The organism is uncultured Methanobrevibacter sp. (assembly GCF_902771435.1).
Classification (GTDB): Archaea; Methanobacteriota; Methanobacteria; order Methanobacteriales; family Methanobacteriaceae; genus Methanocatella.
Genome location: NZ_CACXXB010000023.1, coordinates 1 through 24772 on the forward strand (window position 1 = coordinate 1; position 24772 = coordinate 24772).

Below are 24772 nucleotides of genomic sequence, written 5' to 3' on the forward strand. Positions count from 1 at the left end.
ATGAAAAAGGAGGTATATTTTATGGCAAACATTTATGTAAAATTTGACACACCTGAAGAATTAGCTAAACAAGCTGAAGAAGCATTAGAAACCGCACAAGCTACCGGTAAAGTAGCAAAAGGTACTAACGAAGTAACCAAATTCATCGAAAGAGGAGATGCAGCATTAGTTGTTATCGCAGAAGATGTAGATCCTGCTGAAATCGTTGCTCACATTCCTGTATTAGCTGATGAAAAAGAAATTCCTTACGTATACTTACCTACCAAAGAACAAGTTGGTGGAGCTGCTGGATTAACTGTTGGTACTGCTTCTGCATGTATTGTAGATGCTGGTGATGCTGAAGCTGCTGTTGCTGAAATCGTAGAAAAAGTTGCTGAATTAAAAGAATAGATAAATTCTTTTAATGGATTTTTACGGTGATAACATGGAAGAAGGAACTCCTGCTGAAGTCATTGAAGTTTTAAAAAGAACTGGTATGACTGGTGAGGTAATGCAAATCAAATGCAGAATCCTCGATGGTAGAGACAAAGGAAGAATTTTAACAAGAAACATTATGGGACCTGTTAGAGAAGGCGACATTTTAATGTTACTTGATACAATTAGAGAAGCTAAGGAAATTAAGACTCCATAAGAAGGTGTAACAACATGAGAACTTGTTCATTCTGTAAAAAAGATATAGAAGATGGTACAGGAAAAATGTACGTTAAAAAAGATGGATCAATATATTTCTTTTGTAGCAGCAAATGTGAAAAAAATATGATTAAACTCGGAAGAGTTCCAAGAAAAGTTAAATGGGTTAAAGAATGATTCAAAAAAGTTTTGTAATGATGAAACCAGACGCTGTTCAAAGACGTCTTATGGGTAAAATATTATCCCGTTTTGAAGATAAAGGTCTTCAAATCGTTGCTTGTAAATTAATTCAAATTGATGAAGATTTAGCGAAAACTCATTATGGAGAACATGCTGAAAAACCATTTTTCCCAAGTTTAGTAGAATACATCACTTCATCCCCATCATTAGCTATGGTTATTGAAGGTGAAGAAGCTATTACTACTATTAGGAAATTAGTTGGTGCAACAAATCCTTTAGAAGCAGATCTTGGAACTATCAGAGGAGACTTTGGTATGGATACAGGTAGAAACATTATTCATGCTTCAGACGCTCCTGAATCTGCAGAAAGAGAAATTGCTCTTTTCTTTAATGAAGATGAAATTTGCGATTACAAAATCGTTGACAATGATTTAATTTACGAATAGATTTAGATTTAGAAATTTATTATAAAAAAAAGATACTATGAAAATCAGATCCCCGATTGTATCCGTTTTAGGTCATGTAGACCATGGTAAAACAACTTTATTAGATTATATTAGGGGTAGTACAATAGCTGACAGAGAGGCTGGAGGTATTACTCAACATATTGGTGCTACAGAAATCCCAAACGATACTATTGAAGAAATCTGTGGAAATTTTATCTCAAGATTAACTATCAAAGATTTAATTCCAGGATTATTCTTTATTGATACTCCAGGACATGCTGCATTCACAAGTTTGAGAAAACGTGGTGGCGCATTAGCAGATTTGGCAATATTAATTCTTGATATTAATGATGGTTTTAAACCACAAACTTATGAAGCTATTAATATTTTGAAGATGTATAAAACTCCATTCATTGTTGTAGCTAATAAAATCGACATGATTTTTGGTTGGGAGGCTCATGAAGGTGCTTCTTTTAAAGAAACATTCTCACAACAGGCTCCAAGTGTTCAGCAAGAATTGGACACCAAAGTTTATGGTCTTGTCGGTGACCTTTACAAGGAAGGCTTCCAATCCGAAAGATTTGACAGGGTAAGCAATTTTGCTTCACAAATTTCAATCATTCCGATTAGTGCCAAGACTGGTGAAGGAATAATTGAAGTATTGGCTATGCTTTTGGGTCTTGCTCAGGAATATCTCACCGAGCAGCTCGAAATCAATGAGGATGCTCCTGCTAAAGGTACTGTTTTGGAAATAAAAGAAGAGGTAGGATTAGGTCTTACTATTGATAGTATTATTTATGATGGTGTTTTACGAACCAATGATGAAATAGCTTTGATGACTTCTTCAAATGAGGTATTAACAACCAAAATCAGATCTATTTTAAGACCACTTCCATTGGAAGAAATGAGGGATTCCAAAAAGAAATTCCAAAAATTCGATGAAGTTGTTGCGGCTGCAGGTATTAAAATTGCGGCTCCTAATTTAGATGATGTTGTTTCAGGTTCCCCGCTCAGAGTGCTGAGTGAAAAAGAAAATGTTGAAGAGGAAATTCTAAAAGAGATTGAGGACATTACAATCAGTACTGAAGATGAAGGTATTTTGGTTAAAGCTGATACCTTAGGTTCTCTTGAAGCTATTGTTAAATTGTTAAGGGAATTGGATATCCCTATCCGTGAAGCAAACATAGGTGATGTAAATCGCAGAGATATCATTAATTCATCCATTGCTTTAAATGAAAATGATGCCCACGGTGCAATTATTGCTTTTAATGTGGATGTACATCCTAATTCATTAGAAGATCTTAACAATTCCGATGTTAAGCTCTTTAAAGGTGATGTTATTTATCAAATCATCGAAGATTATGAAGAATGGATTGATGAAATGGAGCAAGCTAAGAAGAAAGCATTTTATAATGCAATTATTAAGCCTGCTAAATTCATGGCTTTACCGAAACTTGTTTTCCGTCAAAGCAAACCGGCTATTATTGGAATCGAATCAATCAGCGGTACAATTAAACAAGGTCAAACATTAATCAATAAAAATGGCGAATATGTTGGTGTAATCGCCAGTATGGAAGACAAAGGTGAAACCTTACCGGACATATCTAGAGGTCAAAGAGTTGCTATGGCTATTAAAGATGCCATAGTTGGAAAACATTTCGATGAAGGGGATGAATTGTATGTTGATGTCCCTGAAAAACATTATAAATTCATTGAAAGGGAATTTAAAGATAAATTAACTGAAGATGAATATGAAACTTTATATGAATTTTTAGAGATTAAACGTAAACAAGATCCAGATTGGGGTAAATTTGGTCTTTTTGAATAATAAATTAAGGGTTATAAAAAATTAAGGAGGAATACCATGGCATTCAAAGTAGTTGTGTCTGATAAAGCTGAATCTTATCAAGTTGAAGTCGATGAAACTAAAGCTTTCAATGGTTTAGTCATCGGTGATGAATTTGATGGTGGGCTTGTTGGTTTAGACGGTTACACTTTAAAAATTACTGGTGGTAGTGATAAAAACGGTTTTACTATGAAAAAAGATGTTTCTGGTACTAGAAGAATCAAAAGTTTATTAACTGGTGGTATCGGTTATCATCCTAAAGCAGATGGTGTTAAAAGAAGAAAAACCGTAAGAGGAAACACTATTGCTGAAGATATTGTACAAATCAACACTGTAGTTACTAAAGCTGGAAGCAAATCAATAGCTGACATTCTTGGTGCTGATGAAGAAGAGGAAGAATAGTTTAACTATTTTTCTTATTTTACTTTTAAGTTAAATTAAAATTATTAAAAAAGGTGGTTATCTGTGAACGTACAGTCAGATGTTAACATAGGTTTAGTTGGTCATGTAGACCACGGTAAGACTACTCTTACTAAAGCATTATCCGGAGTATGGACTGATACTCACAGTGAGGAAACAAAAAGAGGTATTTCAATTCGTTTGGGTTATGCCGACATTGAATTCAGAAAATGTCCTAAATGCGGAGAACCTGAATGTTACACTACTTCTGAAACTTGTGAAATCTGTGGGAGCGAAACCGAATTAATCAGAAAAGTATCTTTTGTTGATGCTCCAGGTCACGAAACCCTTATGGCAACTATGTTATCTGGTGCTGCAATTATGGATGGTGCAGTGTTGGTAATTGCTGCAAATGAGTCTTGTCCACAACCACAAACTAAAGAGCATCTCATGGCGCTTGATGTTATCGGCGTTAAAGATGTTATTGTAGTTCAAAATAAAATTGATATCGTTTCAAAAGAAAGAGCTATTGAAAGTTATAATGAAATTAAGGAATTTGTTAAAGGTACTTGTGCTGAAGATGCTTTAATAATACCTGTATCTGCTCAACAAGGTGCTAATGTAGATATTTTAATCGAAACAATGCTTAAACAAATCCAACCTCCAGAAAGGAATTTCGATGATACTGCTTTAATGCATGTAGCAAGATCATTCGATATTAACAAACCTGGTTCAGGTGCCGATAAAATTAAAGGAGGAGTTATTGGTGGAACATTGGTTCAAGGTACTTTCAAATTAGGAGATACCATTGAAATCAGACCGGGTCCTACTAATAATGGTGAAAGACTCACCTTAAAATCTGAAATTATCGGTCTTGAGGCTAATGGAGAACAAGTTGGAGAAATCGGTCCTGGTGGACTTGTAGGTATTGCAACTAAATTAGATCCATCTTTAACTAAATCAGATTCATTATCCGGTACTGTTGCTGGTGAAGAAGGCACTTTACCTGATGTATTGGACAGTTTCACTATGGAAGCTAATTTACTTGACCGTGTTGTAGGTACTAAAGAAGAACGCGATGTCGCTCCAATCAAAATTAAAGAACCATTAATGATTAATTGTGGTACAACCACTACAATCGGCGTGGTTACATCAACAAAGAAAAACGATGTTGATGTTGCTTTAAAATTACCGGTCTGTGCAAGTCCGGGAGATAGAGTTGCTTTAAGTCGTAGAGTTGGAGCCCGTTGGAGATTAATAGGTTACGGTATTATTAAGTAGAGGGCAAATAATGAACTCTAAAGAAGTTGTAATTGATACCAATTTTTTTATGGTTCCTTTTCAGTTCAATGTTGATATAATCACTGAACTTGAAAAATTATTACCTTCTTATAGATTAACTACTCCAAGCTTTGTTATCAATGAATTGAAGGGTTTGAAAAGAAATACTAAAGGAAAAACAAGGTTAAATGCAAATTTGGCCTTAAAATTAGCTAATTCTTCAAAAATTGAAATAAAGGATATTTCATTATTAGAAAATGAAACTGTGGATGACGCGTTACTTAGAGTTTCAGAAGTATTAGCTACAAATGATATTGAATTGAAAAATCGTGCAAAAGATAAAGGAATAACAGTTGCTTACTTAAGGCAAAAAAAATATATTGCTGTTGAAGGTAAAATATAATATTAATTAAACTTATTAATAAGATGAGGGATTATTTTGTATTATAAAACAAAAATCGAGGATACTGTAAGAATTCCACCTTACAGATTTGAAGATCCTCTCGAAGAAGTCGCTATTCAAACTTTAAACGAAATATATGAAGGTCGTTTAGACAAAAAACTTGGTCTACTTATCTGTGTTAACGATATTGATGAAATTAGTGAAGGCAGACTCATAATGGGTGACGGAGCTTCTTACCACAATGTTGTTTTTGAAGCAATTTTCTTCAAACCGGAACAACATGAAATCTTTGATGGTGAAGTAATTGATATTGTTGATTACGGTGCATTTGTAAGAATTGGACCTATGGATGGTTTAATACATGTTTCTCAGGTCACTGATGATTACATCAGTTACGATGCTAAAAGAGGAGCATTACTTGCAAAAGAATCTAATAAAACATTAGATGAAGGTGACTTGGTCAGAGCTAGAGCAGTTAGCGTATCTATTAAGGATGAATCTACTAACAACATTGAAAATAACAGGAATTCCAAAATTCCTCTCACTATGAGACAAAGCAATTTAGGTAGATTCGAATGGATTCAAGAAGCTAAAGAAAAAAGTAGGAAGGCAAAACAATGAAAGCGTGTACTGTTTGTAAATTAATTTCAAATAAGGAACAATGTCCTAATTGCGGAAGCCCTACTTCTGATAACTGGAGTGGTCTTTTAATCATAACCGATCCTGCAGAATCAGAATTAGCTCGTGAATTAAATATTGAAATTCCAGGCGAATATTGTTTAAGAGTAAGATAGAGGGTTTTTTGTGTTAAGGTTAGATGCAGAATTAAATAAAGATATAATTATAGAGCTTAAAAAGCCGTTAGGAAAGTTATATCCTGACTTTGAAGATGCAATTGAGGAGATTAAATCTTCCGAGTTTTTAATTTCTGTGGGTGATGAAACTTTCAATAATCTTACAAAATACGAATTATATCCAAATATTGGTATAATTGACAATCTAATTCAAAGAAAAAATCATTCTCATGATGTTATACATGCGGACCACATTTTAAAAGCGGACAATCCTGCCGGATATATCACTGATGATCTATGGGAAACCATAGGCCAAGCTCTTGAATTATCTAACACTGGCGAATGTTATGTAATTGAAGTAGCGGGGGAAGAAGATCTTGCAGTTCTTCCTTGCATCATCATGGCAAATCCGGAAACTACAATTTTATATGGACAACCTAATGAGGGTTTAGTGCTTTTAAAAGTTTCGGATGTTAAAAATAAAGCTCAAAGGCTTATTGACGGATTTATTAAAGAATAAATTGAATTGAGGTCTTATAATGGAAATTGAATTTATCGATGAAAAAGAAAACAAATTGTTTAACAGAAAAGAAATTACATTTTATGTTGATTATGATGGAGAAGCAACTCCTAAACTTTTAGATGTCAAATCTAAATTAGTTGCTTTATTAAATACTCAAAAAGATTTAATCGTAGTCGACAGTATTCAACCACACTACGGTGAACCTAAAGCAAAAGGTTACGCAAAAGTCTATGACACTGTAGATGATTTAAAATACATTGAAGCGGAACATATTATTGCTAAAAATACTGAACCAGAAGAAGAACCTGCTGATGAAGAAGCAGAAGAATAGGTGATTTATATGGTAAGAAAATCAGATCTTTACAAAGTAGATGGAGACAAAATTGAAAGGAAAAACCCAATTTGTCCTCGTTGTGGTGAAGGTGTATTCATGGCTGACCATGGTGACAGATTCGCTTGTGGTAAATGCGGATACACTGAAATGAAAAAATAAGATTTTTTAAATCTTTATTTTCTTTTTTTTATTATTTTTATTTTTAACTTACTTTTTAGAAGGGATTTTTTTGGATAATATTAGAAATGGTCGTTTTAAGACTGGAATGACTGATGAAGCAGCTGAATACACTTCATCTCTTGAAGCCGACATGCTTCTTTTTGAAGCTGATATTAAAACTAATTTTGCACACACTTCAATGTTAAAGCATGAAGGCATTATTGACGAAGAAATTGCAGATAAAATTCTATGTGCACTTGATAATCTTAAGGAAGAGGGTTATGAAGCTTTGGTATTTGACGCAACTATCGAAGATGTTCACATGGCAATTGAAAATTACGTAACCTCTAAAATAGGTCCTGAAGCCGGTTTTATGCATACCGCAAAATCCCGTAATGACCAGGTTGCATGTGATGTCAGGTTAGTCTTGAGGGAGATGATTGAGGAAATCCAAATCGGCATTTTGGAATTTATTGAAGGATTGGTTGAAATGGCCGGTGAGCATATGGAAGACATTTTCATAGGTTTCACTCACTTGCAGCATGCACAACCGATTACAATAGCTCATCACCTGATGGCTCATGTTCAAGCTCTAAAAAGGGATTATGAACGTTTAGCTGACACTTATAAGCGTGTTAATTTAAACCCGTTAGGTTCAGCGGCTATGGCTACCACCAGTTTTCCGATTAACAGGCAGCTGACTACTGATCTGCTTGGATTTGATGCTTATTTGGAAAACTCCATGGACGGGGTTTCAGCACGTGATTTCATCACAGAGACAGTCTTTGATTTGGTGTCTTTATCATCAACTCTTGCAAAAATATGTGAGGAACTTGTACTGTGGAGCACTTATGAGTTTGGTGTTATTGAAATGGCTGATGAATATTCATCAACTTCTTCTATTATGCCCCAAAAGAAAAATCCTGATGTGGCTGAGCTTGCAAGGGGTAAAACCAGCATTGCAACTGGTGAGTTAATAACCATTTTGACTATTTTAAAGGCGATTCCATACACTTACAACAGGGATTTACAGGAAATCACTCCTCATTTATGGAATGCAGTAAAAGTAACCAGTGAAACATTATCAATTGTAACAAAAATGATGTTGTCTGTAGAGTTCAACGTTGACAGATGTGCCGAACTTGCAGGCAAGAACTTTGCAACAGCAACAGACCTTGCAGACATCATGGTTCGTGAAAAGAAGATTCCATTTAGAACAGCTCACAAAATCGTTGGAAGAATAGTCAATGAAGCTACATCCAGTAATATGGCTGAAGAGGATATAACTTCCAGATTCATTGATGATATTGCAGTTGAGTTGGGTTTTGATGAATTGAATCTTGATGATGATTTGATTCAAAGAGCTTTAAATCCTGCTGAAAACGTTAGAATCAGGGCAGTGCCTGGCGGTCCGGCTCCTGAAATGGTGGAAATAGCTCGCAATAACATTAAAGTATTTTTAAATAAGGAATTTGAAAACAAGGGAATTTAATTATTCCTTATATTTTTTTTAAAAAAATTTGTTTAGGTGTACCTAAACTTTATATACTTGTGCGAACAATATATTAATTGTGGATATAATCATCTGATTATTGAAGCATGATTTTGCACAAGAGATATTTAGGAAACTTATTAAATTGTTCCTCAATAAATTCAATAAGTAAAGCTCAGCTCCTAAATTTCTCATGTGCCTAATCGTTTAACTTCTTTTGATAAAAAGTTAAAAATGATTTTTTATTCAGTATTTTCCTGATTTTGAGATTCCAAATAACTTTCATGAATCTCATCGGCAAGTTCCTGGTTGCCTTCAATGATGGGGCCGGTATAGTCGCAGTCATAGCAAACCCACTGGGACCAGTTTTGTGGAATAATCCATTTTACATTGTGTGAACCGCATCTTGGACAAATTTTGCGCATCATAGTATCTAATTTTTAATAAGTTGTTAATAACTATTTGGTTTTGTAGAAACTCCAAATCAAATCAAGGGCCTCACCGGGTTCAAGTGCTCCGGAACGGGTTTCCCTTAGTATTCTCTGTATTGAAAATTTTTTCATGTGAGGGAATTTTCTGTGAACCTCATAAAGCAGAGGACAGCCGAATCCTTTAAACTCTTTTAAATCATAGTTTCTAATCAAGGATTTTATCTCTTGCTTGCCAACACATAGACTTGCCGGAAGGTTCAATCGATATAATGAATCGTCCTGTAGATTTATGCATTGACTGCCGGTTGCAAGCATATCACCGAAGATAATAATTGGTATTTCCTTTGATTTTGCATATTCCTTAACAAGTTCGGAAGTATTTTTGGAACACCTTCCACAGGGATGGACCTTGCCTGTAAATGATTCCTGAATGATGTCGGAACAGTCGGTTTCAATATATTCATGGGTGATGTCCAGCTCATCTGTCAGTAATCGAATGTTGGCTTTGAACTGTTTAGGCAATATTATTGTTCCAGGATCAACAGTAACTGCCACGGGGTTAAAACCAAGCTTTTTTGCTAATATCAACGAAAAGCTACTGTCAACACCTCCTGAAAGGGCAACAACGGCTTCAGTATTTTCAGACTCTTCAAATTTATTTTCTGACAAATAATTTTCAAAGTTAAAACTATAAATATTATCTAATTTAGCATCTATTGCGGTTTTTAAGTTGTTTAATCCAACCAAATCAAGATTAAGGTTATCTACAGTTTTTTTGGAGAGTTTGAGCTTGTAATTTTTATTTAAAAAATCACCGTAGCTTTCGACATGAATGCTTTCAAGGTTAAGCTTTTCCCTAAGCTTTCCAACAACCCAACCCCCTTTTCCGATGATAGCTGATTTGTCTGGGCGATCTTCTGTAATAATCCATAACTCATTGGTTTTTTTGCTGAAATAGATTTCTTCAATAAAGATTTCCACCCTGTCATGACCAATTTCGTCACGAATCCGATTAACTTCACTTAAAATAAATTCCTTTGTATACATTTAACTCATGTCTCTTGTAATGCTAATGCTTTCACGTGAATAGAGTTCAGGATTTTCAATAATCTCAAGAGCAATTTTCTCAACGGATTTTGAAGTGGAAACATAACCTTTAGGGGTTTCTCCTTTTTTGGTTATTACATAATCGTCTTCTTCACCGTAAATCAGATATCCGCATCTTAAAATTGTATAGTCGAGGTCGCTTTCTTCGATGATTGCAACGGCATTTCTGTTTGGAATCTGCTCCTTTTCATTGTCGACATTGTATTCGCCGCCGTTATCCTCTGCAAGTTCGTTATAAATTCCGACAACAGTCATGTAAATCAGTCTTTTTGGATTTAGTTTGGCAAGATTTCTTGCAATGGCTCCCTGGTCAGTGCCTGAAACCGCACAGAAAACAACGTCTTGCCCTTCAAGAACATTTTTTAATTCTTTAATATTTGTAGCATCTATATTTTTTGCTGTAATTCTATAACTGTCTTCATAGCTGTTTCCTGCAGATTTGGAAAGTAATGTTAAATGGAAATCAGGTTTGGTAAGTAGTTTTGCAGTAAACGGTCTTCCAAATTTGCCGGTTGCACCAATTATAGCAATATTCATTTTTTCACCTTTTCTTTTTTGTTTAATATTTTTTGATTTCAGTTTAATTAAACTTATGTGAAATTTTTGATGTGTGTACTTTCAAAATGTGTCTGGAGATATTTTTCAATAAAAATGAATAAAATTATATGTTTGATTTATTATACTTTAAAATAATATACAGTTAGGCTTAATGGAGTTGTTACTATCAGGTTCATTACATTAATACTAAAAAATCCTTTCAGAAATAAAACAAGAAGTGTGCTTTCAATCATAGGCATTGCAATAGGCATTGCAACCATTGTTGCATTAGGTCTCATTACTGCAGGAATGGAAAGTTCTGTTCAGACCACATTCAATGAGGGAGGAGCGGAAATAACAGTTACCAATGAAACAAATATAGGTGGTGCTTCAGGTCTTTTGAATGTCTCCATGATTGATGAAATAAGGAATATGACAAATGTTTCGGATGTGGCCGGTGAGCTGCAGGTTATAGAAATCGTCAACACGTCCCTGCCGTCTCAAAGTCCGTTGGCCCGAATGACTGTTTACGGTTTGGATTCAAGTAAATTAAACCTGATTGGGATAAAAAATGTAAACGGGTCTGTTTATGAAGAAAATTCAACACAGGCTATTGTCGGCGAGTACTATTGTGAAAGAAACAACATCAGCATAGGTGATAATCTGACAATTTATGGAAATGATTTTGAGGTTGTGGGAATCTATGAAACCGGCGCCATGTATAGGGACAACAGCGTTTATGTTTCATTGGATGAACTTCAAAATATAACGGATACCTATGATGTCTCATCGATTCTTGTTAAAACCACTGAAAATGCCAATGATACGGTAATTAGTGACAATATCGAAAAGAAATATGAGAATATTTCAACTTTAACAAGCGAGGAGCTTTCGTCCATGCTTGACAATGTAATTGGAATTCTTGATTCAGCTTCACTTGCCATTTCAGGTCTTGCAATCATTGTCGGGGCTATCGGTGTTATCAATACCATGATAATGGCAGTTTATGAAAGAACAAAAGAAATTGGTGTTTTAAAATCAATCGGGTGGAAAAGCAAAAAGATACTGATTATGATTTTGGGTGAAACTTTGGTGCTGACAATTTTATCAGGAATCATTGGATCCCTGTTTGGAATTCTGATAGCTGAATTGGGTGTCAAATTCTTTGGAACCAATGGATTTTCCCTGGTATACACTCCTCAAACCTTCATATTGGCATTTGGAATAACAATAATTGTTGGAATTATTGGTGGGGTTTATCCTGCGTATAAGGCGTCAAAACTTGCTCCTACAGAAGCGTTGAGGTATGAATAGGTGATAGAATGGAATTGATTAGATTGCAAAATGTTTTAAAGCAATATGATAAGGGTGCAGTCACCGCTTTGAACAATATTAATCTGTCCATTGAACAGGGGAGTTTCGTATCAATTATAGGGCCGTCAGGATCCGGAAAATCCACTCTTTTAAACATGTTGGGAGCACTAGACAGTCCGGATTCCGGTCAGGTCATTATCAATGGAGTTGATTTGTCAACACAAAAGGATTTGAGTGACTTCAGACGCCATGAAATAGGTTTTGTATTTCAGCTTCACAATCTGATACCTAACCTTTCGGTTCAGGATAATGTGGAAATTCCTCTTATGGATTCAGGTCTTTCAGAAAAGGAAAAGCACAGAAGGGCATTGCTTTTCATAGAAGCTGTTGGTCTTTTGGATAAAAGAAAACAAAAACCGAATAAGCTTTCAGGTGGTGAAAGACAAAGAGTAGCTATTGCAAGGGCATTGGTTAACTTCCCGTCAATCATTCTTGCCGATGAACCTACAGGGGCTCTTGATACAAAAACTGGTGCTAAAATTTTAGATGTTCTAAGATTTGTACAAAGATCCGTTGGAGCTACATTGATTATTGTAACCCATGACATTGACGTTGCAAGATTGGCTCAAAGAACAATTGAAATTAGGGATGGCCGGATTATAAACGATTATTATAACCGTCGTTGAACGACCGGTTCAGAATCTATTTTTTTTTAATGGTTATGTGGCGGATTGTTGATTTGTTGTCAATTATCACCCATCGGCAATTAAATTTTTGGTATCAATACTTTTTTTAGTTTTTAACTACAAATAATAATCTATATATTTTTAGAGGGATTTAATGCAATATAGAAAATTGGGAGATACTGGCATTGAAGTGTCTGAAATTGCTTTCGGTGCCGAATTTTTAGTTGAAAGACCATATGAAGACACTGAAGAGTTAATCAGGGCTTGTGAAGAAAACGGCATTAACTTTGTTGACTGCTGGATGAGTGAACCTGATGTGCGCTCACATTTGGGCCGTGCAATAAAAGATAATCGTGAAAACTGGGTAATTCAGGGCCACCTTGGATCAACATGGCAAAACGAACAGTATGTAAGGACCCGTGAAATGGACAAGGTAATTCCCGCATTTGAAGATTTTATGGAAAGATTTCAGATTGATACCTTGGATTTTGGAATGATTCACTATGTGGACCAGTTGGAGGATTATGAAAATATCATGAACGGTCCATTCATTGAATATGTAAGAAAACTCAAACGTGAAGGAACAATAGCACACATCGGATTAAGCACCCACAATCCTGACATTGGAATTTTGGCCGCTGAAAACCCTGAAATTGAACTTCTGATGTTTTCAATAAATCCAGCATTTGACATGTTCGGTTCAATGGATGATATTGAAGAGTATAGAAAAGAGGATGCCTATGACGGTGAGTTTTCAAGCATCAATCCTAAAAGGGCAGAAATTTATGAATTGTGCGAGAAAAATGGTACTGCATTAACAGTAATGAAAGGATTTGCAGGTGGAAATCTTCTTTCAGATGAGACCTCTCCTTTTGGTGTGGCATTAACTCCTGTTCAATGTATACATTATGCACTGGAGCAAAAAGGAGTTTCAAGTATTTTCGTTGGTGTGAAAACACCTGATGAGCTTATGGAATCCCTGAAATACTGCGAGGCAAGTGATGAAGAAAAAGATTATTCTCAGGTTTTAAAGAATGCTCCAAAACATTCCTTTAAAGGTCAGTGCACCTATTGCGGGCACTGTCAGCCATGCAGTTCCGGAATAGATATAGCGACTGTGAATAAACTGTTTGATCTTGCAAAATATCATGATGAGGTGCCTGCAAGTATTCAGGAGCATTACAATAACCTGAAATATAATGCAACAGAATGCATTGCATGTGGTGAATGTGAACCAAGATGTCCTTTCGAGGTTCATATTGTAGATGTGATGTTGGATGCACAGGATCTGTTTGGTTTTTGAATGGAAAATTAATCATTTTCCATTTTATAATTAATTATTCTGTAAAAATGTCATCCCATTCAATTGGTATTCCCATCATATTAAACAAATAGTATACTCCTTCTTTTCCAGTAATTATATTTGGATTATCCATTCTTTCTTGAGCATTTTTGAATGCTTGGGGGTCTGTTATCCTTTTCTTACAGGAATATTCAGCAATTTTTGTTGTCATCATAATACTCCTTTTTTTCTAATTGTATTTCTTTTATAATTTTATTATTTATATATTTTGATAGTAATTTTCCATATTCTCTATCAATTTCATCATTTCGTTCATTTATATTTTCACATTTTTTTGAATAATAATCGAATACCATGTTAAATAATGTTTGTGAATTAATTTTTAGTTCAAAATTTAATTTTTCATCCTTTAATTTTCCTTTTAAAATCCATAATCCGTTGTGTGCTGCAATCAATTCGTAATCTTCCCATTGCCTTAAAAAAATTCCAAAATTTTTGTCTGATGGGGGCGTGTACATGTCTTTTGTATGGTTATGTATGGAAGCAACATGTTTTCCATCAAATTCATCATATTCAAATTCTAATTCAACAGTTGTTTTCTCACCAATTGCACATCTAAGAATTTCTCCAGTGGTATAATCAAAATATAGTAGGATTTCATAATCCAGATTAATTGTTTTTCTAATGAAATCATCTACAACTTTAAAAGCATTATCACTAAATTCCTGCGGCAAATCCGATTGTTTAATTGATGAAACATCTTTAATTTTCAACTTTCTGTACTTTTCACATTCACTTTTCTTGTTTATAAGTGACATTATACAAATTATTATCCGCATGATTTTTCTAAACATCATGGATTTATTTTAGTTTAAATTCAATATAAAATATTACTTTTAGAAATAAATGATAATTCATTTAATAAATGAAGTTTTAACTACAATTTCATTGGTTTAAATCAATTTTACAATGTAAAATCAGTTTTCATGTAAATATAAATATTAAATTTTACAGAAATATTATTGATTATTATGGCGTATGAAATTAAAAACAAAAAAAATATCTCAACAATTGGTGTACATGCTGGCCAGGAAGAAGTTGATGAAACCGGTTCAAGAGTAACACCAATTTATCAGACTACATCCTATGTATTTGAGTCTTCCGAGCAGGCTGCAAACAGATTTGCACTTAATGAAGGAGGAAACATTTACACAAGACTAACAAACCCGACCACTGAAGCATTTGAAAAAAGAATGGCAGCTATTGAAGGGGGAACTGCCGCATATGCAACTGCTTCTGGAATGGCGGCTATTTTTTATGCAATCATCAACCTGACTCAGGTCGGAGACAATATCGTATCTGCAGATAACCTCTATGGCGGAACTTATGAGCTTTTTGAAAATACTTTGGAGGAATTGGGCCGTACAGTAACATTTGTGGATTCACAATCTCCTGAATTGTTTGAAAAAGCTATTGACGATAGGACCCGTGCGATTTATGTGGAATCAATCGGAAACCCAAAATTGGACATTCCTGATTTTGATAAATTGGCTGAAATTGCACATTCACATGATATTCCTCTAATTGCGGACAATACTGTTGGAATAGGTTCAGTCAGACCATTTGACCATGGAGCTGACATCATTGCATCATCTGCAACAAAATACATCGGAGGTCATGGTACAACTTTAGGCGGAATTGTCATTGAAAAGGGTGACTTTGACTGGATGAACGGTAAATTCCCAACATTGTCCGAGCCTGATGCAACATATAACGGATTGGTATTTGCGCAGGAATTTAAAGGTGCTGCCTTTACAACCAGAATCCGTGCTGTTGTTGGAAGGGATACCGGTGCCGTTCCGTCACCGTTCAATTCATTTTTACTTATGCAGGGCCTTGAAACATTAGGATTAAGGATTGAAAGGCATGCTTCAAATGCAATGGCTGTTGCCAAACATTTGGAGGCCCATCCGAAAGTGGCATGGGTAACATATTCAGGTTTGGAATCATCTCCAAATCATGAAGTAGCTAAAAAATATGCCGAAAAGGGTTATGGCGGAATAGTTTCATTCGGTCTTAAGGCAGGTTATGAAGGTGCATTGAAATTCATTGAAAATGTTGAATTGATATCATTTTTAGCAAACATAGGTGATGCAAAATCCCTTGTAACCCATCCTGCATCAACAACACATTCACAACTGTCAGAAGAACAGCAATTGTCTACCGGAGTTACACCGGACTTAATCAGATTCTCAGTCGGTATTGAGGACATTGAGGATATTTTGGCCGATGTGGATCAGGCATTGGAAAAAATTTAAATTTAAAAAAAGTTTTTGGAGCTGTCCACAAATTTATGGACAGTCTTCATATTTCATTAAAGCATAAATAATGAAAGTATAAACAAAATCAAAAGTAGTACGAATGCTAATCGGGCTTTACTTTGGTTTTCTGCTCCACGATTGATAAACAATAATGCAGCTATAACTACCAGCATTATAAAAGTAACTATTTTTAATATTAACACCAAATTCATTTTCTCACCATTTTAATTTTTTAAGAAGTTTTCAACAATTTTTTTAAATTCATCAGGCTGCTCTACAATAACAAGATGTCCTGCATCTTTAATCAGTTCAAATTCAGCGTCCTTGATACCATCAGCTACTTCACGGCCTAATTCCGGCGGATTAATGCCGTCATATTCAGCACCGATAACCAATGTTTTGCAGGTAACTTTATCATAATCCTTGGAATTGTCAAAATTGGCAAGTGATGCATCCTCTGCGGCTTTTTCTTCTTCGCTTAATTCAGGACTTTCATCACTGCCCAATAACTCTCCAACGTCCAGTTCTCCGGTTGCAACTTTTTCCAAAGAATGTGGAGCAAGACTTGCTTTTAGTATAACGCTCATCATTTCTTCCTGTGTTATTTGCGTAATGTCGAGATTAGCTTCCTTCAATAGTCTTGCAACTGATGAAGTCTTGCCGTTCGGCTTGGTGCATAGCAATATGAGATGATTGATGTCATCACATTGAACTTCAGCAGTCCTGAGTGCAATGTATGAACCCATTGAATAGCCTAAAAGGTCAACCTTTTTCAGGTCCAGCTCTTTGATGATTTCGTGTATGTCAAGTGCATGGTCATCAATTGTATACTTCTCTGGGCGTGTTGATTCTCCATGGCCTCTTGTATCAATGGTAATTACACGGTAATCGTCCTTGAACATGTCCCTTATCGGATACATGCTTGATTTGTCTGCGGTCAATCCATGAACCAGCAATAATGCATTCTCGCCATGTTGTGTATCATCTACACAAATTTCAATATCGTTAATGTTTAAAAATCTTTTCATGTTTAAACCCCGCTTTCCTATGTATAATTATTTTTCAGTAATAATATATTAACCTTTGAATTTGGTTAAATGGTTTGATTTTTTCAAGTTACATGTTTAGAAAAGAAAAAAATGATTGATAAAACAAAAGAATTATATTGCATTTAAAAGAAATAAGTAATTGGTGAAGGATTAATGAATAATCAAAGTCAATGGAATTCTCGAATTGCCTTTCTTCTATCGATGATTGGTGCTGCTGTTGGATTGGGAAATATCTGGCGTTACAGCTATGTGGTCTATTCCAACGGTGGAGGAACTTTTTTTATACCTTATTTGGTTGCAATTCTGATTATGGGAATTCCGTTTCTGATATTGGAATACGGTATCGGATTCAGGCATAAGGATTCATTTTCCAATATTTTAAAGGGCATTAACCCTAAACTGGAGTACATGTCCTGGGCTTTGGTTTTAATCATGTATTTTGTTTTAATCTATTATCTGGTTATAGTGGGCTGGGATTTGGTATATCTGGGTTCCAGTTTCAATTTCAGTTGGGGAGCTGATTCGGCACTTTATTTTGTAAGAAATGTTGGCGGAAGCTCAAATCTATCCAATATGACAAGTTTCATAATTCCAACAGCTGTTTCCATGGTGATTGTGTGGATTTTTATCTGGTACATTTCCCATAAGGACTTGAATGAAGGAATAGGAAAGGCCTCAAAAATATTAATCCCTCTGCTTTTTGCCATAATGGCGTTCATTGTTATCTATGCGTTGACACTTCCTGGCGCAGGCTTAGGAATAAATGCATTATTGAATCCTGATTGGCAAATGCTTTTCAATGTAAACATTTGGCTGGCGGCCTTCTCGCAAATTATTTTCTCGTTAAGTATGGGGGAGTCAATTTCTCTAACATACGCCAGCTATTTGCCTGACGGATCAAAATTAACAGATAATGTTTTGATTGTGGTTTTTGCAAATTGTGCATTTGAAGTATTCACTGCATTTGGAATATTTTCCATTCTCGGATACATGTCTTATACTTCCGGAACACCAATGGTTGAACTTGTTAGTGAGGGTACGGGATTGGTATTTATTGTTTTTCCAATGATTTTCAATGTTATGGGTCCTATTGGCCATATACTTGCTCCATTATTGTTTGTAGCAATATTATTCGCAGGAATAACATCGGCCATTGCGGTGTTTGAACCGATGATCAACTCCTCAGTCCATAAGTTAAACTGGTCCCGTAAAAAAACAGTAACCGTATGGTCAATAGTGGGCTGCATAATTTCATTGCTGTTCACAACAGGAATCAGCAGCTATCTTGTCGGTATGGTTGATGGTTTCATCACAGAATTCTGCATTCTTTTTTTAATTGCAGTTCAATGCATAATATTCACATGGTTCTATGATATTGAAGGAGTAATTCCTATATTGAATGAAAATGACAGGGTTAAAGTTGGAAAAAAATGGGTATTTGTACTTAAATACATATTGCCTATATTTCTGCTTTTCATGTGGGGTAATGGAGTATATCATCTGCTTTTAAATGCAAATAATTTCGAATTAACAGTTTATGGGGTTATTACTGTTGTTATTTTGATATTGAGCTATATTTTCACAAATATCAATAAAGAAAGCCAAGGATAATTCTAATGATTTAAAAGATTATAACAAAAATGTTTTTTGACATAATATTGGCGATTATGATGACTGCTCCAAGTGGCTGAATTGAGATTAGCCTTAAATCTTTTTTCATAGAAAAATATTTTCAGTAAATTTTTTTAATTTAAACAGATAATATATTATAACATAGGTGAAAAAAATGGATTTTGATATAAGACGTGCTGATTTAGTAAAAATGACTATTAAAAATGCAGAATCCGGTCAGGAAATTGTATCCGACTGTTTGGAAAATAAAATTCATATGACAAGACCTGAAGACTATGAATATGATTCAGGCGAAGCAGTTTTTGATATTTTAACCCTGGAAAACTCAAATTGGCAGTTTAAAAAAGAAAAAGGCAAGGCAAAAATTAAGGTCGAAACAAGATTCGATGAAGATGAATTGATTGATTTGGCCGTTAATCATCCAGAAAATCATGTAAGAATCGCTGCAATCGGAAAAATAAACGATGATGATGTGCTGCTAAAAATTGTACAGAACGACTCTGAAAATGAAGTCAAACAGGCAGCCTTAGAAAGATTATCCGAATTGCACATAAAAAAGGATGAATAATGACCAATTCAGCAAATGTCAAAATAGAACTTATCAAACAATCGTATAATCAGGAAAAAATCGTAGATATAGCTCAAAATGACCTGAATTGGCATGTTCGACTGGCAGCAGTGGAAAATATAGATGATGAAAACATCCTGAAGGATATTGCAAACAATGACTTGACTTCTGCTGTGGCCATTAAAGCCATGGAGCACATTAACGATAAAGAATTTTTATCAGACATTTGCTTAAACCATCCTGATTCCTATCTTCGCCTAACAACAATTAACCGCATTTGTGATGAGTCACTACTTTCAAAAAAGGAACTGTCCCTGCTTTTGGAGGAGATGCTGTTAAACGATCCCGATTCATACATATTAAAAAGCATATGTGAAAATCCAAATCTGACAAATCAGGACGTTTTAATTAAAGTTTCAAAGTCCAAAAGCGATGAAACGCTGAAAAGACAAGCAATCAAAAAGATTGCTGATGAAGAAATATTAACTGATTTTGCTTTAAACGATTCCAATGATTACATTCGCCGTGAAGCTATTTTAAATCCCAATCTAAAAGATTTAGATGTTCTTTATAAAATCATAAGATCAGACAGTGACGAATTCAATAGAATCATGGCAATTTATAAAATTCCCGATGCGGAATCATTGCTTAAGATTATTTATAAAAAACCGCTCCACAACCGTCTGGTGGAAATTGCACAAAACACTAACTTTTCTTTAAATGATTACTTTACACATGTCTTTGAAACAGAAAAAGATGAGTATAAAAGACAGGTTGCAATAAATTTCATTACTGATTCGGATATTTTAGAAAATGCTGTTTTAAATGAATGCAATGATGAAATCCGTGCAGATGCAATCAAAAACAAAAGTTTCAAAAGTCAGGAGATGCTGGATGAGCTGATTTTAAACGAGTCAAATCCTAAAGTGCTTTTTGAAATTGTTTCCAAAATTCAAAACCAGGAATTATTGACCCGTTATGTTGAAGACCACCTTGACTATGACGAAGTTACCGTTAAGGCGATTTCAAGACTTCAAAATAATGTTTTGCTTGAGAAATTGACCAGTCATCCGGAATCCCGAATCAGGTTCGAAGCGGTTAAGAAAATCTCAAAACTTAACAATCAGGATGAACTTTTAAGAGATATTGCATTAACCGAGATTTGTGAAGAAATCTGTGTAGTTGCTGTCGAATCAATGAACATCAGAAATGACCTCATTGAGGTTGCAGACAAACGCAGAGAAAAAATCATAAGAATAAAGGCTCTCAATCAGATTAAGCCAAAAAGATTACTGGACAATTTTACAGGACCAATTATCAGAAATTCCCTTGCAGACCTTCCATTTGAATTCGCCTTGGAGAACATGGCTTTAAATGATCGTGATGACGATATAAGAAAACTTGCAACATCAAAACTTGATGATGAAAAGTTATTATATGAAATATCCTCGGGTGGCGATGTAAACAGCATTGATGCTCAAATCAGACTGGATTCTCTTTTTGAAGACATAAAAAGAATTGACAATGATTTTATTTTAAAGAGGCTGGCTGATTGCAATGACAGTGAGGTATCGGCCATGGCTCAGGAAAGACTTAACGACCTGACAACATGGAAGAGCCGAATAGCTGAAGTTAATGAAATAAATGACGTCAATACGTTAAAGGACATTTCACAAAACGATTTCAACTATCTTGTCAGAAGCGAAGCCGAAGGCAAGCTGGAAAAGATACTGTTTCACATTAGATTGGATGAAATTGAAGACCAATCCAATCAGGAAAAACTGAAAGCTATTGTTAGCGATGAAGGTTTTAGCTATGAAATTCGCAGAAAGGCACTTTTGCTGATTGCTGATGAAGAATTTTTAAAATAATTTAATTAATTTATTTTTCAGATAATGTAATGTTGAAATTATATGCCTTTTTTTCAAAGTTATTTGCTGTTTTCAAGGCTATTTTTTTCCAATTCATTTAGGCAAATATAAATAAGAATAAATATAAATTTTTACTCAATAACTTAAATGTTATAAGTTAATTTTATAGAGGTTAAACTATGGTAAGTGTAAACGTAGAAGCTAAAAAAACCGTAGATGTAATGATTGAAAAAGCAGATGAATTAAACATCGCTGTAGAAACTTTAGGCAATGGTGCTACTGTTATTGACTGTGGTGTTAATGTAGATGGAAGTTTCAAAGCAGGAGAACTTTATACTAAAGTTTGTCTTGGTGGACTAGCAGATGTAGGAATTTCAATTCCTGGAGATTTGTCTGAAAAATTCGCACTCCCTTCAGTAAAGATTAAAACAGACTCACCTTCCATTTCAACCTTAGGTTCCCAAAAAGCAGGATGGTCTGTATCTGTAGGTGACTTCTTTGCATTAGGTTCCGGTCCTGCTAGAGCTATTTCATTAAAACCGGCAGAAACCTATGAAGAAATTGGATATGACGACAAAGATGCTGATTTAGCAATCTTAACTTTGGAAGCTGATGTATTGCCTGGTGAAGATGTTGCAGAATACATTGCTGAAGAATGTAGTGTAGATGTTAAAAATGTCTACTTGCTTGTAGCTCCTACTTCTTCCTTAGTCGGATCTATTCAAATTGCAGGAAGAGTTGTTGAAAACGGAACATATAAAATGTTGGAATTCATCAAATTCGACGTAACCAAAGTAAAACATGCAGCAGGTATTGCACCAATCGCACCTGTTGACCCAGACGGCCTTAAGGCAATGGGTAAAACCAACGATGCCGTATTGTTCGGTGGAAGAACTTACTACTATGTTGAATCTGAAGAAGGCGATGACATTGCTGAAGTAGCTGCTCAATTACCATCTTCCGCTGCTGACGGATATGGAAAACCATTCTTCGATGTATTCAAAGATGCAGGTTTCGACTTCTATCAAATTGATAAAGGAATGTTCGCTCCTGCAGAAGTTGTCATCAATGATTTAACAACCGGTAAAATGTATAAAGAAGGATTTGTAAACGCTGAATTGCTTAAAAAATCCTTTGGCGTAGATGAATAATTTTATTCATCACTCTTTTTTTCTTTTTTTCTTTTAATTTATTTCGCATGAATTATAATTTGAATTGTTTTTCAATAATCTTTAAATATTATTAACAAGTAAATATTATATTGCTCATATTTAAAGAGTTTATAGGTGAAAGACATGGAAATTATTGATATTATTAAAGAAGCGATGGTTTATCCTTCAAATGACTTGGCTAAACTGGCAATATATATTGCACTTTCATTTGCTATTGGAATTTTGTTTATTTTAGGATTAGTATTATTTGCACTGGGAGTATCAGAAAATGCCGTTTTTGCAGTAATTGGCGTTATCTTATTCATCGGTGCATTAGTTGTAAGTTTTATACTCAGCGGATATCTGATATCCATTGTTAAATCCGGAATTGATGGTGATGAAGACCTCCCTGAATTCATATGGAAGGAAAACCTTATCACCGGTGTCAAATATCTGGTTGTAAATATTGTTTACTTTATCATCCCTGCAATCATTGTTTTAATTATAGGAGCTGCAACAAACCTGTTCGGATTGGCTGCAGAAGTCATTTCCAAAACAGTGAATGCATCTGTACAAGCTCAGGCCAATTCTACTGTAGTTGCAAGTAATGTTGTTCCTCAGGCTACAATGACCAGTTTTTTAACTGCTTTTAGTATTACAGCGATTATTGCTGCAGTTGTCTTCTTGATTTTCTTATTCATTGAAACAATGGCCGAAGCAAGACTTGCTAACACAGGTAATATTGGGGATGCTTTAAACATTCCTGAAGCATTTAAGGACATTGGAAGAATCGGTTGGGGAAAAGTTATTGCAGTTGTATTTTTAATATTCATTATAATTGCAGTTATTAATTCAGTTATATCTGGACTCAATTATTACATATCTGGAATCAGTATCATTTCTCTTATTGTGACTCCATATTTAACATTCTTCGCTTCAAGAGCGACAGGATTGTTATATTCCGATATAGCTTAATTTTAACCTTTTCTTTTTTTATTTTTTTTTAATTATCTTCAAGTTGATCTTTTTTAATTGGTGTTGCAATATTTTTGCAAACTGATGTTATGACTCATTTTCTTAATATTTTCAATAAACTTTTAAATGATAATAAACATACTATTAGTATTCTATATAGAATAAATACTTCAATTATTAATAATGGAGATGTATAAAATGGCAGATTTAAAAGGTACAAAAACTGAAGCAAACTTACAAGCAGCTTTTGCTGGTGAGTCCCAAGCACATACTAAATACCAATACTTTGCTGCAAAAGCAAAAGAAGAAGGTTACGTTCAAATCCACGATATTTTCATGGAAACAATTCCAGACACAATAGCTAACCTCAACGCTGCAGCAGACGGTGAAAATGAAGAATGGACTTCAATGTACAAAGAATTCGCAGAAACCGCTAAAGAAGAAGGTTTCCCAATGATTGCATTCTTATTTGAAAAAGTAGGAGCAATCGAAAAAGAACACGAAGAAAGATACAGAACTTTACTCGCAAATGTTGAAAACGACGCTGTATTCAACAAAGAAGCTGACATTGAATGGAAATGTGAAAACTGCGGATTTGTTTTCTCAGGTCCTAACGCACCTGAAAAATGTCCTGTATGTGGACTTCCTAAAGCACATTTCGAAGAAAGAGCTACCAACTTTAAATAAGCTCTCTTCCTTTTTTTATTTTTTTTAGTTACTAACTAATCACCAAATATTTAAATAGTCTTTTAAAATATATTTATTTGAGGTTTGATATTATGGCAGACTTAAAAGGAACAAAAACAGAAGAAAATTTAAAAGCAGCACTTGCCGGTGAATCACAGGCACGTGTAAAATACGAATTTTATGCTTCTCAAGCTAAAAAAGATGGTTATGTTGAAATCAAAGACATTTTCCAAGAATCATCTGACAATGAAAAAGAACATGCAAAAATCTGGTTCAAATTATTGAACGGCGGAAAAGTACCTGACACCTTAACCAATCTCGCAGATGCAGCAGCCGGAGAACATGAAGAATGGACTTCAATGTACAAAGGATTTGCAGAAACCGCACGCGAAGAAGGTTTCGATGATATTGCAGATTTATTTGATGCTGCAGGTGCAACCGAAAAAGCACACGAAGACAGATACAACGCATTAACCGACAAAATTAATGCAGGTAAAGTGTTCAAAAAAGATGAAGAAATCGCATGGAAATGTAACAACTGCGGATACATCCATTACGGAACCGACGCTCCTGAAGTATGTCCGTTATGCGATCACCCACAGGCACACTTTAGAAAACAAGATACTAGTTATATCTAAATCTTCTTTTCTATT

At 34.8% G+C, this 24772-nt stretch carries 31 protein-coding genes; 25 read left to right on the top strand and 6 right to left on the bottom strand.

Annotated features, from left to right (window positions below; genetic code table 11):
• From rpl7ae to argH, 14 genes are all read left to right on the top strand, one after another.
• Positions 1-390: a 50S ribosomal protein L7Ae gene (gene rpl7ae, locus QZU83_RS07240; RefSeq protein WP_394350261.1), complete on the top strand. Its 390-nt coding sequence runs from the start codon at positions 1-3 to the stop codon at positions 388-390.
• Between the two features lie 34 nt (positions 391-424).
• Positions 425-631: a 30S ribosomal protein S28e gene (locus QZU83_RS07245; RefSeq protein ID WP_116669816.1), complete on the top strand. Its 207-nt coding sequence runs from the start codon at positions 425-427 to the stop codon at positions 629-631.
• Between the two features lie 14 nt (positions 632-645).
• A complete protein-coding gene (locus QZU83_RS07250) occupies positions 646-807 on the top strand; it encodes a 50S ribosomal protein L24e (RefSeq protein ID WP_295610859.1) in 162 nt (53 codons plus the stop codon).
• On the top strand, positions 804-1256 hold the full coding sequence (gene ndk / locus QZU83_RS07255; RefSeq protein ID WP_295610861.1) for a nucleoside-diphosphate kinase: 453 nt from the start codon (positions 804-806) through the stop codon (positions 1254-1256). Before QZU83_RS07250 ends, ndk begins: the two co-directional genes overlap by 4 nt.
• Positions 1257-1293: 37 nt before the next feature.
• On the top strand, positions 1294-3084 hold the full coding sequence (infB, locus tag QZU83_RS07260; RefSeq protein WP_295610863.1) for a translation initiation factor IF-2: 1791 nt from the start codon (positions 1294-1296) through the stop codon (positions 3082-3084).
• Positions 3085-3120: 36 nt separating this feature from the next.
• Positions 3121-3504 (top strand): 30S ribosomal protein S6e, encoded by a 384-nt coding sequence (locus QZU83_RS07265; RefSeq protein ID WP_295610865.1) that lies wholly within the window; start codon positions 3121-3123, stop codon positions 3502-3504.
• 63 nt (positions 3505-3567) lie between these two features.
• Positions 3568-4782, top strand: a complete 1215-nt coding sequence (locus QZU83_RS07270) for a translation initiation factor IF-2 subunit gamma (protein ID WP_295610866.1) — start codon at positions 3568-3570, stop codon at positions 4780-4782.
• Between the two features lie 10 nt (positions 4783-4792).
• A complete protein-coding gene (locus tag QZU83_RS07275; protein ID WP_295610868.1) occupies positions 4793-5185 on the top strand; it encodes a PIN domain-containing protein in 393 nt (130 codons plus the stop codon).
• Positions 5186-5221: 36 nt separating this feature from the next.
• Positions 5222-5806, top strand: coding sequence for a DNA-directed RNA polymerase (locus tag QZU83_RS07280; protein WP_295610869.1), 585 nt, complete (start codon positions 5222-5224; stop codon positions 5804-5806).
• Entirely contained in the window at positions 5803-5979 is a 177-nt protein-coding gene (spt4, locus tag QZU83_RS07285) for a transcription elongation factor subunit Spt4 (RefSeq protein WP_295610871.1), read from the top strand. Before QZU83_RS07280 ends, spt4 begins: the two co-directional genes overlap by 4 nt.
• A 10-nt stretch (positions 5980-5989) precedes the next feature.
• The gene (locus QZU83_RS07290; RefSeq protein ID WP_295610872.1) at positions 5990-6499 is read left to right on the top strand and encodes a GTP-dependent dephospho-CoA kinase family protein; all 510 of its coding nucleotides are present in this window, start codon (positions 5990-5992) and stop codon (positions 6497-6499) included.
• A gap of 19 nt (positions 6500-6518) precedes the next feature.
• On the top strand, positions 6519-6833 hold the full coding sequence (locus QZU83_RS07295; protein WP_295610873.1) for a 30S ribosomal protein S24e: 315 nt from the start codon (positions 6519-6521) through the stop codon (positions 6831-6833).
• Between the two features lie 9 nt (positions 6834-6842).
• On the top strand, positions 6843-6995 hold the full coding sequence (locus tag QZU83_RS07300; RefSeq protein ID WP_292784086.1) for a 30S ribosomal protein S27ae: 153 nt from the start codon (positions 6843-6845) through the stop codon (positions 6993-6995).
• A gap of 70 nt (positions 6996-7065) precedes the next feature.
• Positions 7066-8487 (top strand): argininosuccinate lyase, encoded by a 1422-nt coding sequence (gene argH, locus QZU83_RS07305; RefSeq protein WP_295610875.1) that lies wholly within the window; start codon positions 7066-7068, stop codon positions 8485-8487.
• 242 nt (positions 8488-8729) lie between these two features.
• Here argH and QZU83_RS07310 read toward each other — a convergent pair whose 3' ends face one another.
• From QZU83_RS07310 to QZU83_RS07320, 3 genes are read right to left on the bottom strand one after another with little or no spacing between them, the layout of a single operon-like run.
• Positions 8730-8915, bottom strand: a complete 186-nt coding sequence (locus QZU83_RS07310) for a hypothetical protein (RefSeq protein ID WP_295610877.1) — start codon at positions 8913-8915, stop codon at positions 8730-8732.
• A 30-nt stretch (positions 8916-8945) separates the two neighbouring features.
• Positions 8946-9965, bottom strand: coding sequence for a 7-cyano-7-deazaguanine synthase (locus QZU83_RS07315; protein ID WP_295610878.1), 1020 nt, complete (start codon positions 9963-9965; stop codon positions 8946-8948).
• Positions 9966-10562: an NAD(P)H-binding protein gene (locus QZU83_RS07320; protein ID WP_295610879.1), complete on the bottom strand. Its 597-nt coding sequence runs from the start codon at positions 10560-10562 to the stop codon at positions 9966-9968.
• 240 nt (positions 10563-10802) lie between these two features.
• Between QZU83_RS07320 and QZU83_RS07325 the strand changes: the two genes are divergently transcribed.
• The 3 genes from QZU83_RS07325 to QZU83_RS07335 all read left to right on the top strand — a co-directional run bounded on the left by QZU83_RS07325 (position 10803) and on the right by QZU83_RS07335 (position 13865).
• A complete protein-coding gene (locus QZU83_RS07325; RefSeq protein ID WP_295610881.1) occupies positions 10803-11876 on the top strand; it encodes an ABC transporter permease in 1074 nt (357 codons plus the stop codon).
• Between the two features lie 8 nt (positions 11877-11884).
• The gene (locus QZU83_RS07330; RefSeq protein WP_295610882.1) at positions 11885-12562 is read left to right on the top strand and encodes an ABC transporter ATP-binding protein; all 678 of its coding nucleotides are present in this window, start codon (positions 11885-11887) and stop codon (positions 12560-12562) included.
• A 154-nt stretch (positions 12563-12716) separates the two neighbouring features.
• Entirely contained in the window at positions 12717-13865 is a 1149-nt protein-coding gene (locus QZU83_RS07335; protein ID WP_295610884.1) for an aldo/keto reductase, read from the top strand.
• Between the two features lie 34 nt (positions 13866-13899).
• On the opposite strand, the gene QZU83_RS07340 is transcribed toward QZU83_RS07335, so the two are convergent.
• The gene (locus tag QZU83_RS07340; RefSeq protein WP_295610886.1) at positions 13900-14079 is read right to left on the bottom strand and encodes a hypothetical protein; all 180 of its coding nucleotides are present in this window, start codon (positions 14077-14079) and stop codon (positions 13900-13902) included.
• Positions 14057-14683 carry a hypothetical protein gene (locus QZU83_RS07345; protein ID WP_295610888.1) on the bottom strand — a complete coding sequence of 209 codons (627 nt, stop codon included), beginning with the start codon at positions 14681-14683 and terminating at the stop codon, positions 14057-14059. The genes QZU83_RS07340 and QZU83_RS07345 overlap by 23 nt, the downstream gene beginning before the upstream one ends.
• 213 nt (positions 14684-14896) lie before the next feature.
• Here QZU83_RS07345 and QZU83_RS07350 point away from each other — a divergent pair, with 213 nt between their 5' ends.
• Entirely contained in the window at positions 14897-16183 is a 1287-nt protein-coding gene (locus tag QZU83_RS07350; protein WP_295610889.1) for an O-acetylhomoserine aminocarboxypropyltransferase/cysteine synthase family protein, read from the top strand.
• Between the two features lie 227 nt (positions 16184-16410).
• Here QZU83_RS07350 and QZU83_RS07355 read toward each other — a convergent pair whose 3' ends face one another.
• The gene (locus QZU83_RS07355) at positions 16411-17214 is read right to left on the bottom strand and encodes an alpha/beta fold hydrolase (protein ID WP_295610891.1); all 804 of its coding nucleotides are present in this window, start codon (positions 17212-17214) and stop codon (positions 16411-16413) included.
• 174 nt (positions 17215-17388) lie between these two features.
• On the opposite strand from QZU83_RS07355, the gene QZU83_RS07360 reads away from it, so the two are divergent.
• The 7 genes from QZU83_RS07360 to rbr all read left to right on the top strand — a co-directional run bounded on the left by QZU83_RS07360 (position 17389) and on the right by rbr (position 24757).
• Positions 17389-18846 carry a sodium-dependent transporter gene (locus tag QZU83_RS07360; protein WP_295610893.1) on the top strand — a complete coding sequence of 486 codons (1458 nt, stop codon included), beginning with the start codon at positions 17389-17391 and terminating at the stop codon, positions 18844-18846.
• Positions 18847-19021: 175 nt separating this feature from the next.
• On the top strand, positions 19022-19435 hold the full coding sequence (locus QZU83_RS07365; protein ID WP_295610894.1) for a HEAT repeat domain-containing protein: 414 nt from the start codon (positions 19022-19024) through the stop codon (positions 19433-19435).
• Positions 19435-21306 (top strand): hypothetical protein, encoded by a 1872-nt coding sequence (locus QZU83_RS07370; RefSeq protein ID WP_295610896.1) that lies wholly within the window; start codon positions 19435-19437, stop codon positions 21304-21306. Before QZU83_RS07365 ends, QZU83_RS07370 begins: the two co-directional genes overlap by 1 nt.
• A gap of 179 nt (positions 21307-21485) precedes the next feature.
• Entirely contained in the window at positions 21486-22457 is a 972-nt protein-coding gene (mch, locus tag QZU83_RS07375; RefSeq protein WP_295610897.1) for a methenyltetrahydromethanopterin cyclohydrolase, read from the top strand.
• A 144-nt stretch (positions 22458-22601) separates the two neighbouring features.
• On the top strand, positions 22602-23432 hold the full coding sequence (locus QZU83_RS07380) for a DUF4013 domain-containing protein (protein WP_295610899.1): 831 nt from the start codon (positions 22602-22604) through the stop codon (positions 23430-23432).
• Positions 23433-23630: 198 nt separating this feature from the next.
• The gene (locus QZU83_RS07385; RefSeq protein ID WP_295610901.1) at positions 23631-24119 is read left to right on the top strand and encodes a rubrerythrin family protein; all 489 of its coding nucleotides are present in this window, start codon (positions 23631-23633) and stop codon (positions 24117-24119) included.
• Between the two features lie 92 nt (positions 24120-24211).
• Positions 24212-24757, top strand: coding sequence for a rubrerythrin (gene rbr, locus QZU83_RS07390; RefSeq protein WP_295610903.1), 546 nt, complete (start codon positions 24212-24214; stop codon positions 24755-24757).
• Positions 24758-24772 lie beyond the last annotated feature (15 nt).

Bases quoted from the DNA above. Each gene is read 5' to 3' on its own strand.
- QZU83_RS07340 (WP_295610886.1), bottom strand. From the start codon at position 14,079: ATGATGACAACAAAAATTGCTGAATATTCCTGTAAGAAAAGGATAACA.
- rbr (WP_295610903.1), top strand. From the start codon at position 24,212: ATGGCAGACTTAAAAGGAACAAAAACAGAAGAAAATTTAAAAGCAGCA.
- QZU83_RS07330 (WP_295610882.1), top strand. From the start codon at position 11,885: ATGGAATTGATTAGATTGCAAAATGTTTTAAAGCAATATGATAAGGGT.
- QZU83_RS07380 (WP_295610899.1), top strand. From the start codon at position 22,602: ATGGAAATTATTGATATTATTAAAGAAGCGATGGTTTATCCTTCAAAT.
- ndk (WP_295610861.1), top strand. From the start codon at position 804: ATGATTCAAAAAAGTTTTGTAATGATGAAACCAGACGCTGTTCAAAGA.
- rpl7ae (WP_394350261.1), top strand. From the start codon at position 1: ATGAAAAAGGAGGTATATTTTATGGCAAACATTTATGTAAAATTTGAC.
- QZU83_RS07245 (WP_116669816.1), top strand. From the start codon at position 425: ATGGAAGAAGGAACTCCTGCTGAAGTCATTGAAGTTTTAAAAAGAACT.
- QZU83_RS07275 (WP_295610868.1), top strand. From the start codon at position 4,793: ATGAACTCTAAAGAAGTTGTAATTGATACCAATTTTTTTATGGTTCCT.
- QZU83_RS07355 (WP_295610891.1), bottom strand. From the start codon at position 17,214: ATGAAAAGATTTTTAAACATTAACGATATTGAAATTTGTGTAGATGAT.
- QZU83_RS07265 (WP_295610865.1), top strand. From the start codon at position 3,121: ATGGCATTCAAAGTAGTTGTGTCTGATAAAGCTGAATCTTATCAAGTT.
- mch (WP_295610897.1), top strand. From the start codon at position 21,486: ATGGTAAGTGTAAACGTAGAAGCTAAAAAAACCGTAGATGTAATGATT.
- QZU83_RS07385 (WP_295610901.1), top strand. From the start codon at position 23,631: ATGGCAGATTTAAAAGGTACAAAAACTGAAGCAAACTTACAAGCAGCT.
- QZU83_RS07300 (WP_292784086.1), top strand. From the start codon at position 6,843: ATGGTAAGAAAATCAGATCTTTACAAAGTAGATGGAGACAAAATTGAA.
- QZU83_RS07365 (WP_295610894.1), top strand. From the start codon at position 19,022: ATGGATTTTGATATAAGACGTGCTGATTTAGTAAAAATGACTATTAAA.
- QZU83_RS07345 (WP_295610888.1), bottom strand. From the start codon at position 14,683: ATGTCACTTATAAACAAGAAAAGTGAATGTGAAAAGTACAGAAAGTTG.
- QZU83_RS07250 (WP_295610859.1), top strand. From the start codon at position 646: ATGAGAACTTGTTCATTCTGTAAAAAAGATATAGAAGATGGTACAGGA.
- QZU83_RS07310 (WP_295610877.1), bottom strand. From the start codon at position 8,915: ATGATGCGCAAAATTTGTCCAAGATGCGGTTCACACAATGTAAAATGG.
- QZU83_RS07320 (WP_295610879.1), bottom strand. From the start codon at position 10,562: ATGAATATTGCTATAATTGGTGCAACCGGCAAATTTGGAAGACCGTTT.
- QZU83_RS07335 (WP_295610884.1), top strand. From the start codon at position 12,717: ATGCAATATAGAAAATTGGGAGATACTGGCATTGAAGTGTCTGAAATT.
- QZU83_RS07360 (WP_295610893.1), top strand. From the start codon at position 17,389: ATGAATAATCAAAGTCAATGGAATTCTCGAATTGCCTTTCTTCTATCG.
- QZU83_RS07315 (WP_295610878.1), bottom strand. From the start codon at position 9,965: ATGTATACAAAGGAATTTATTTTAAGTGAAGTTAATCGGATTCGTGAC.
- QZU83_RS07370 (WP_295610896.1), top strand. From the start codon at position 19,435: ATGACCAATTCAGCAAATGTCAAAATAGAACTTATCAAACAATCGTAT.
- spt4 (WP_295610871.1), top strand. From the start codon at position 5,803: ATGAAAGCGTGTACTGTTTGTAAATTAATTTCAAATAAGGAACAATGT.
- infB (WP_295610863.1), top strand. From the start codon at position 1,294: ATGAAAATCAGATCCCCGATTGTATCCGTTTTAGGTCATGTAGACCAT.
- QZU83_RS07350 (WP_295610889.1), top strand. From the start codon at position 14,897: ATGGCGTATGAAATTAAAAACAAAAAAAATATCTCAACAATTGGTGTA.
- QZU83_RS07295 (WP_295610873.1), top strand. From the start codon at position 6,519: ATGGAAATTGAATTTATCGATGAAAAAGAAAACAAATTGTTTAACAGA.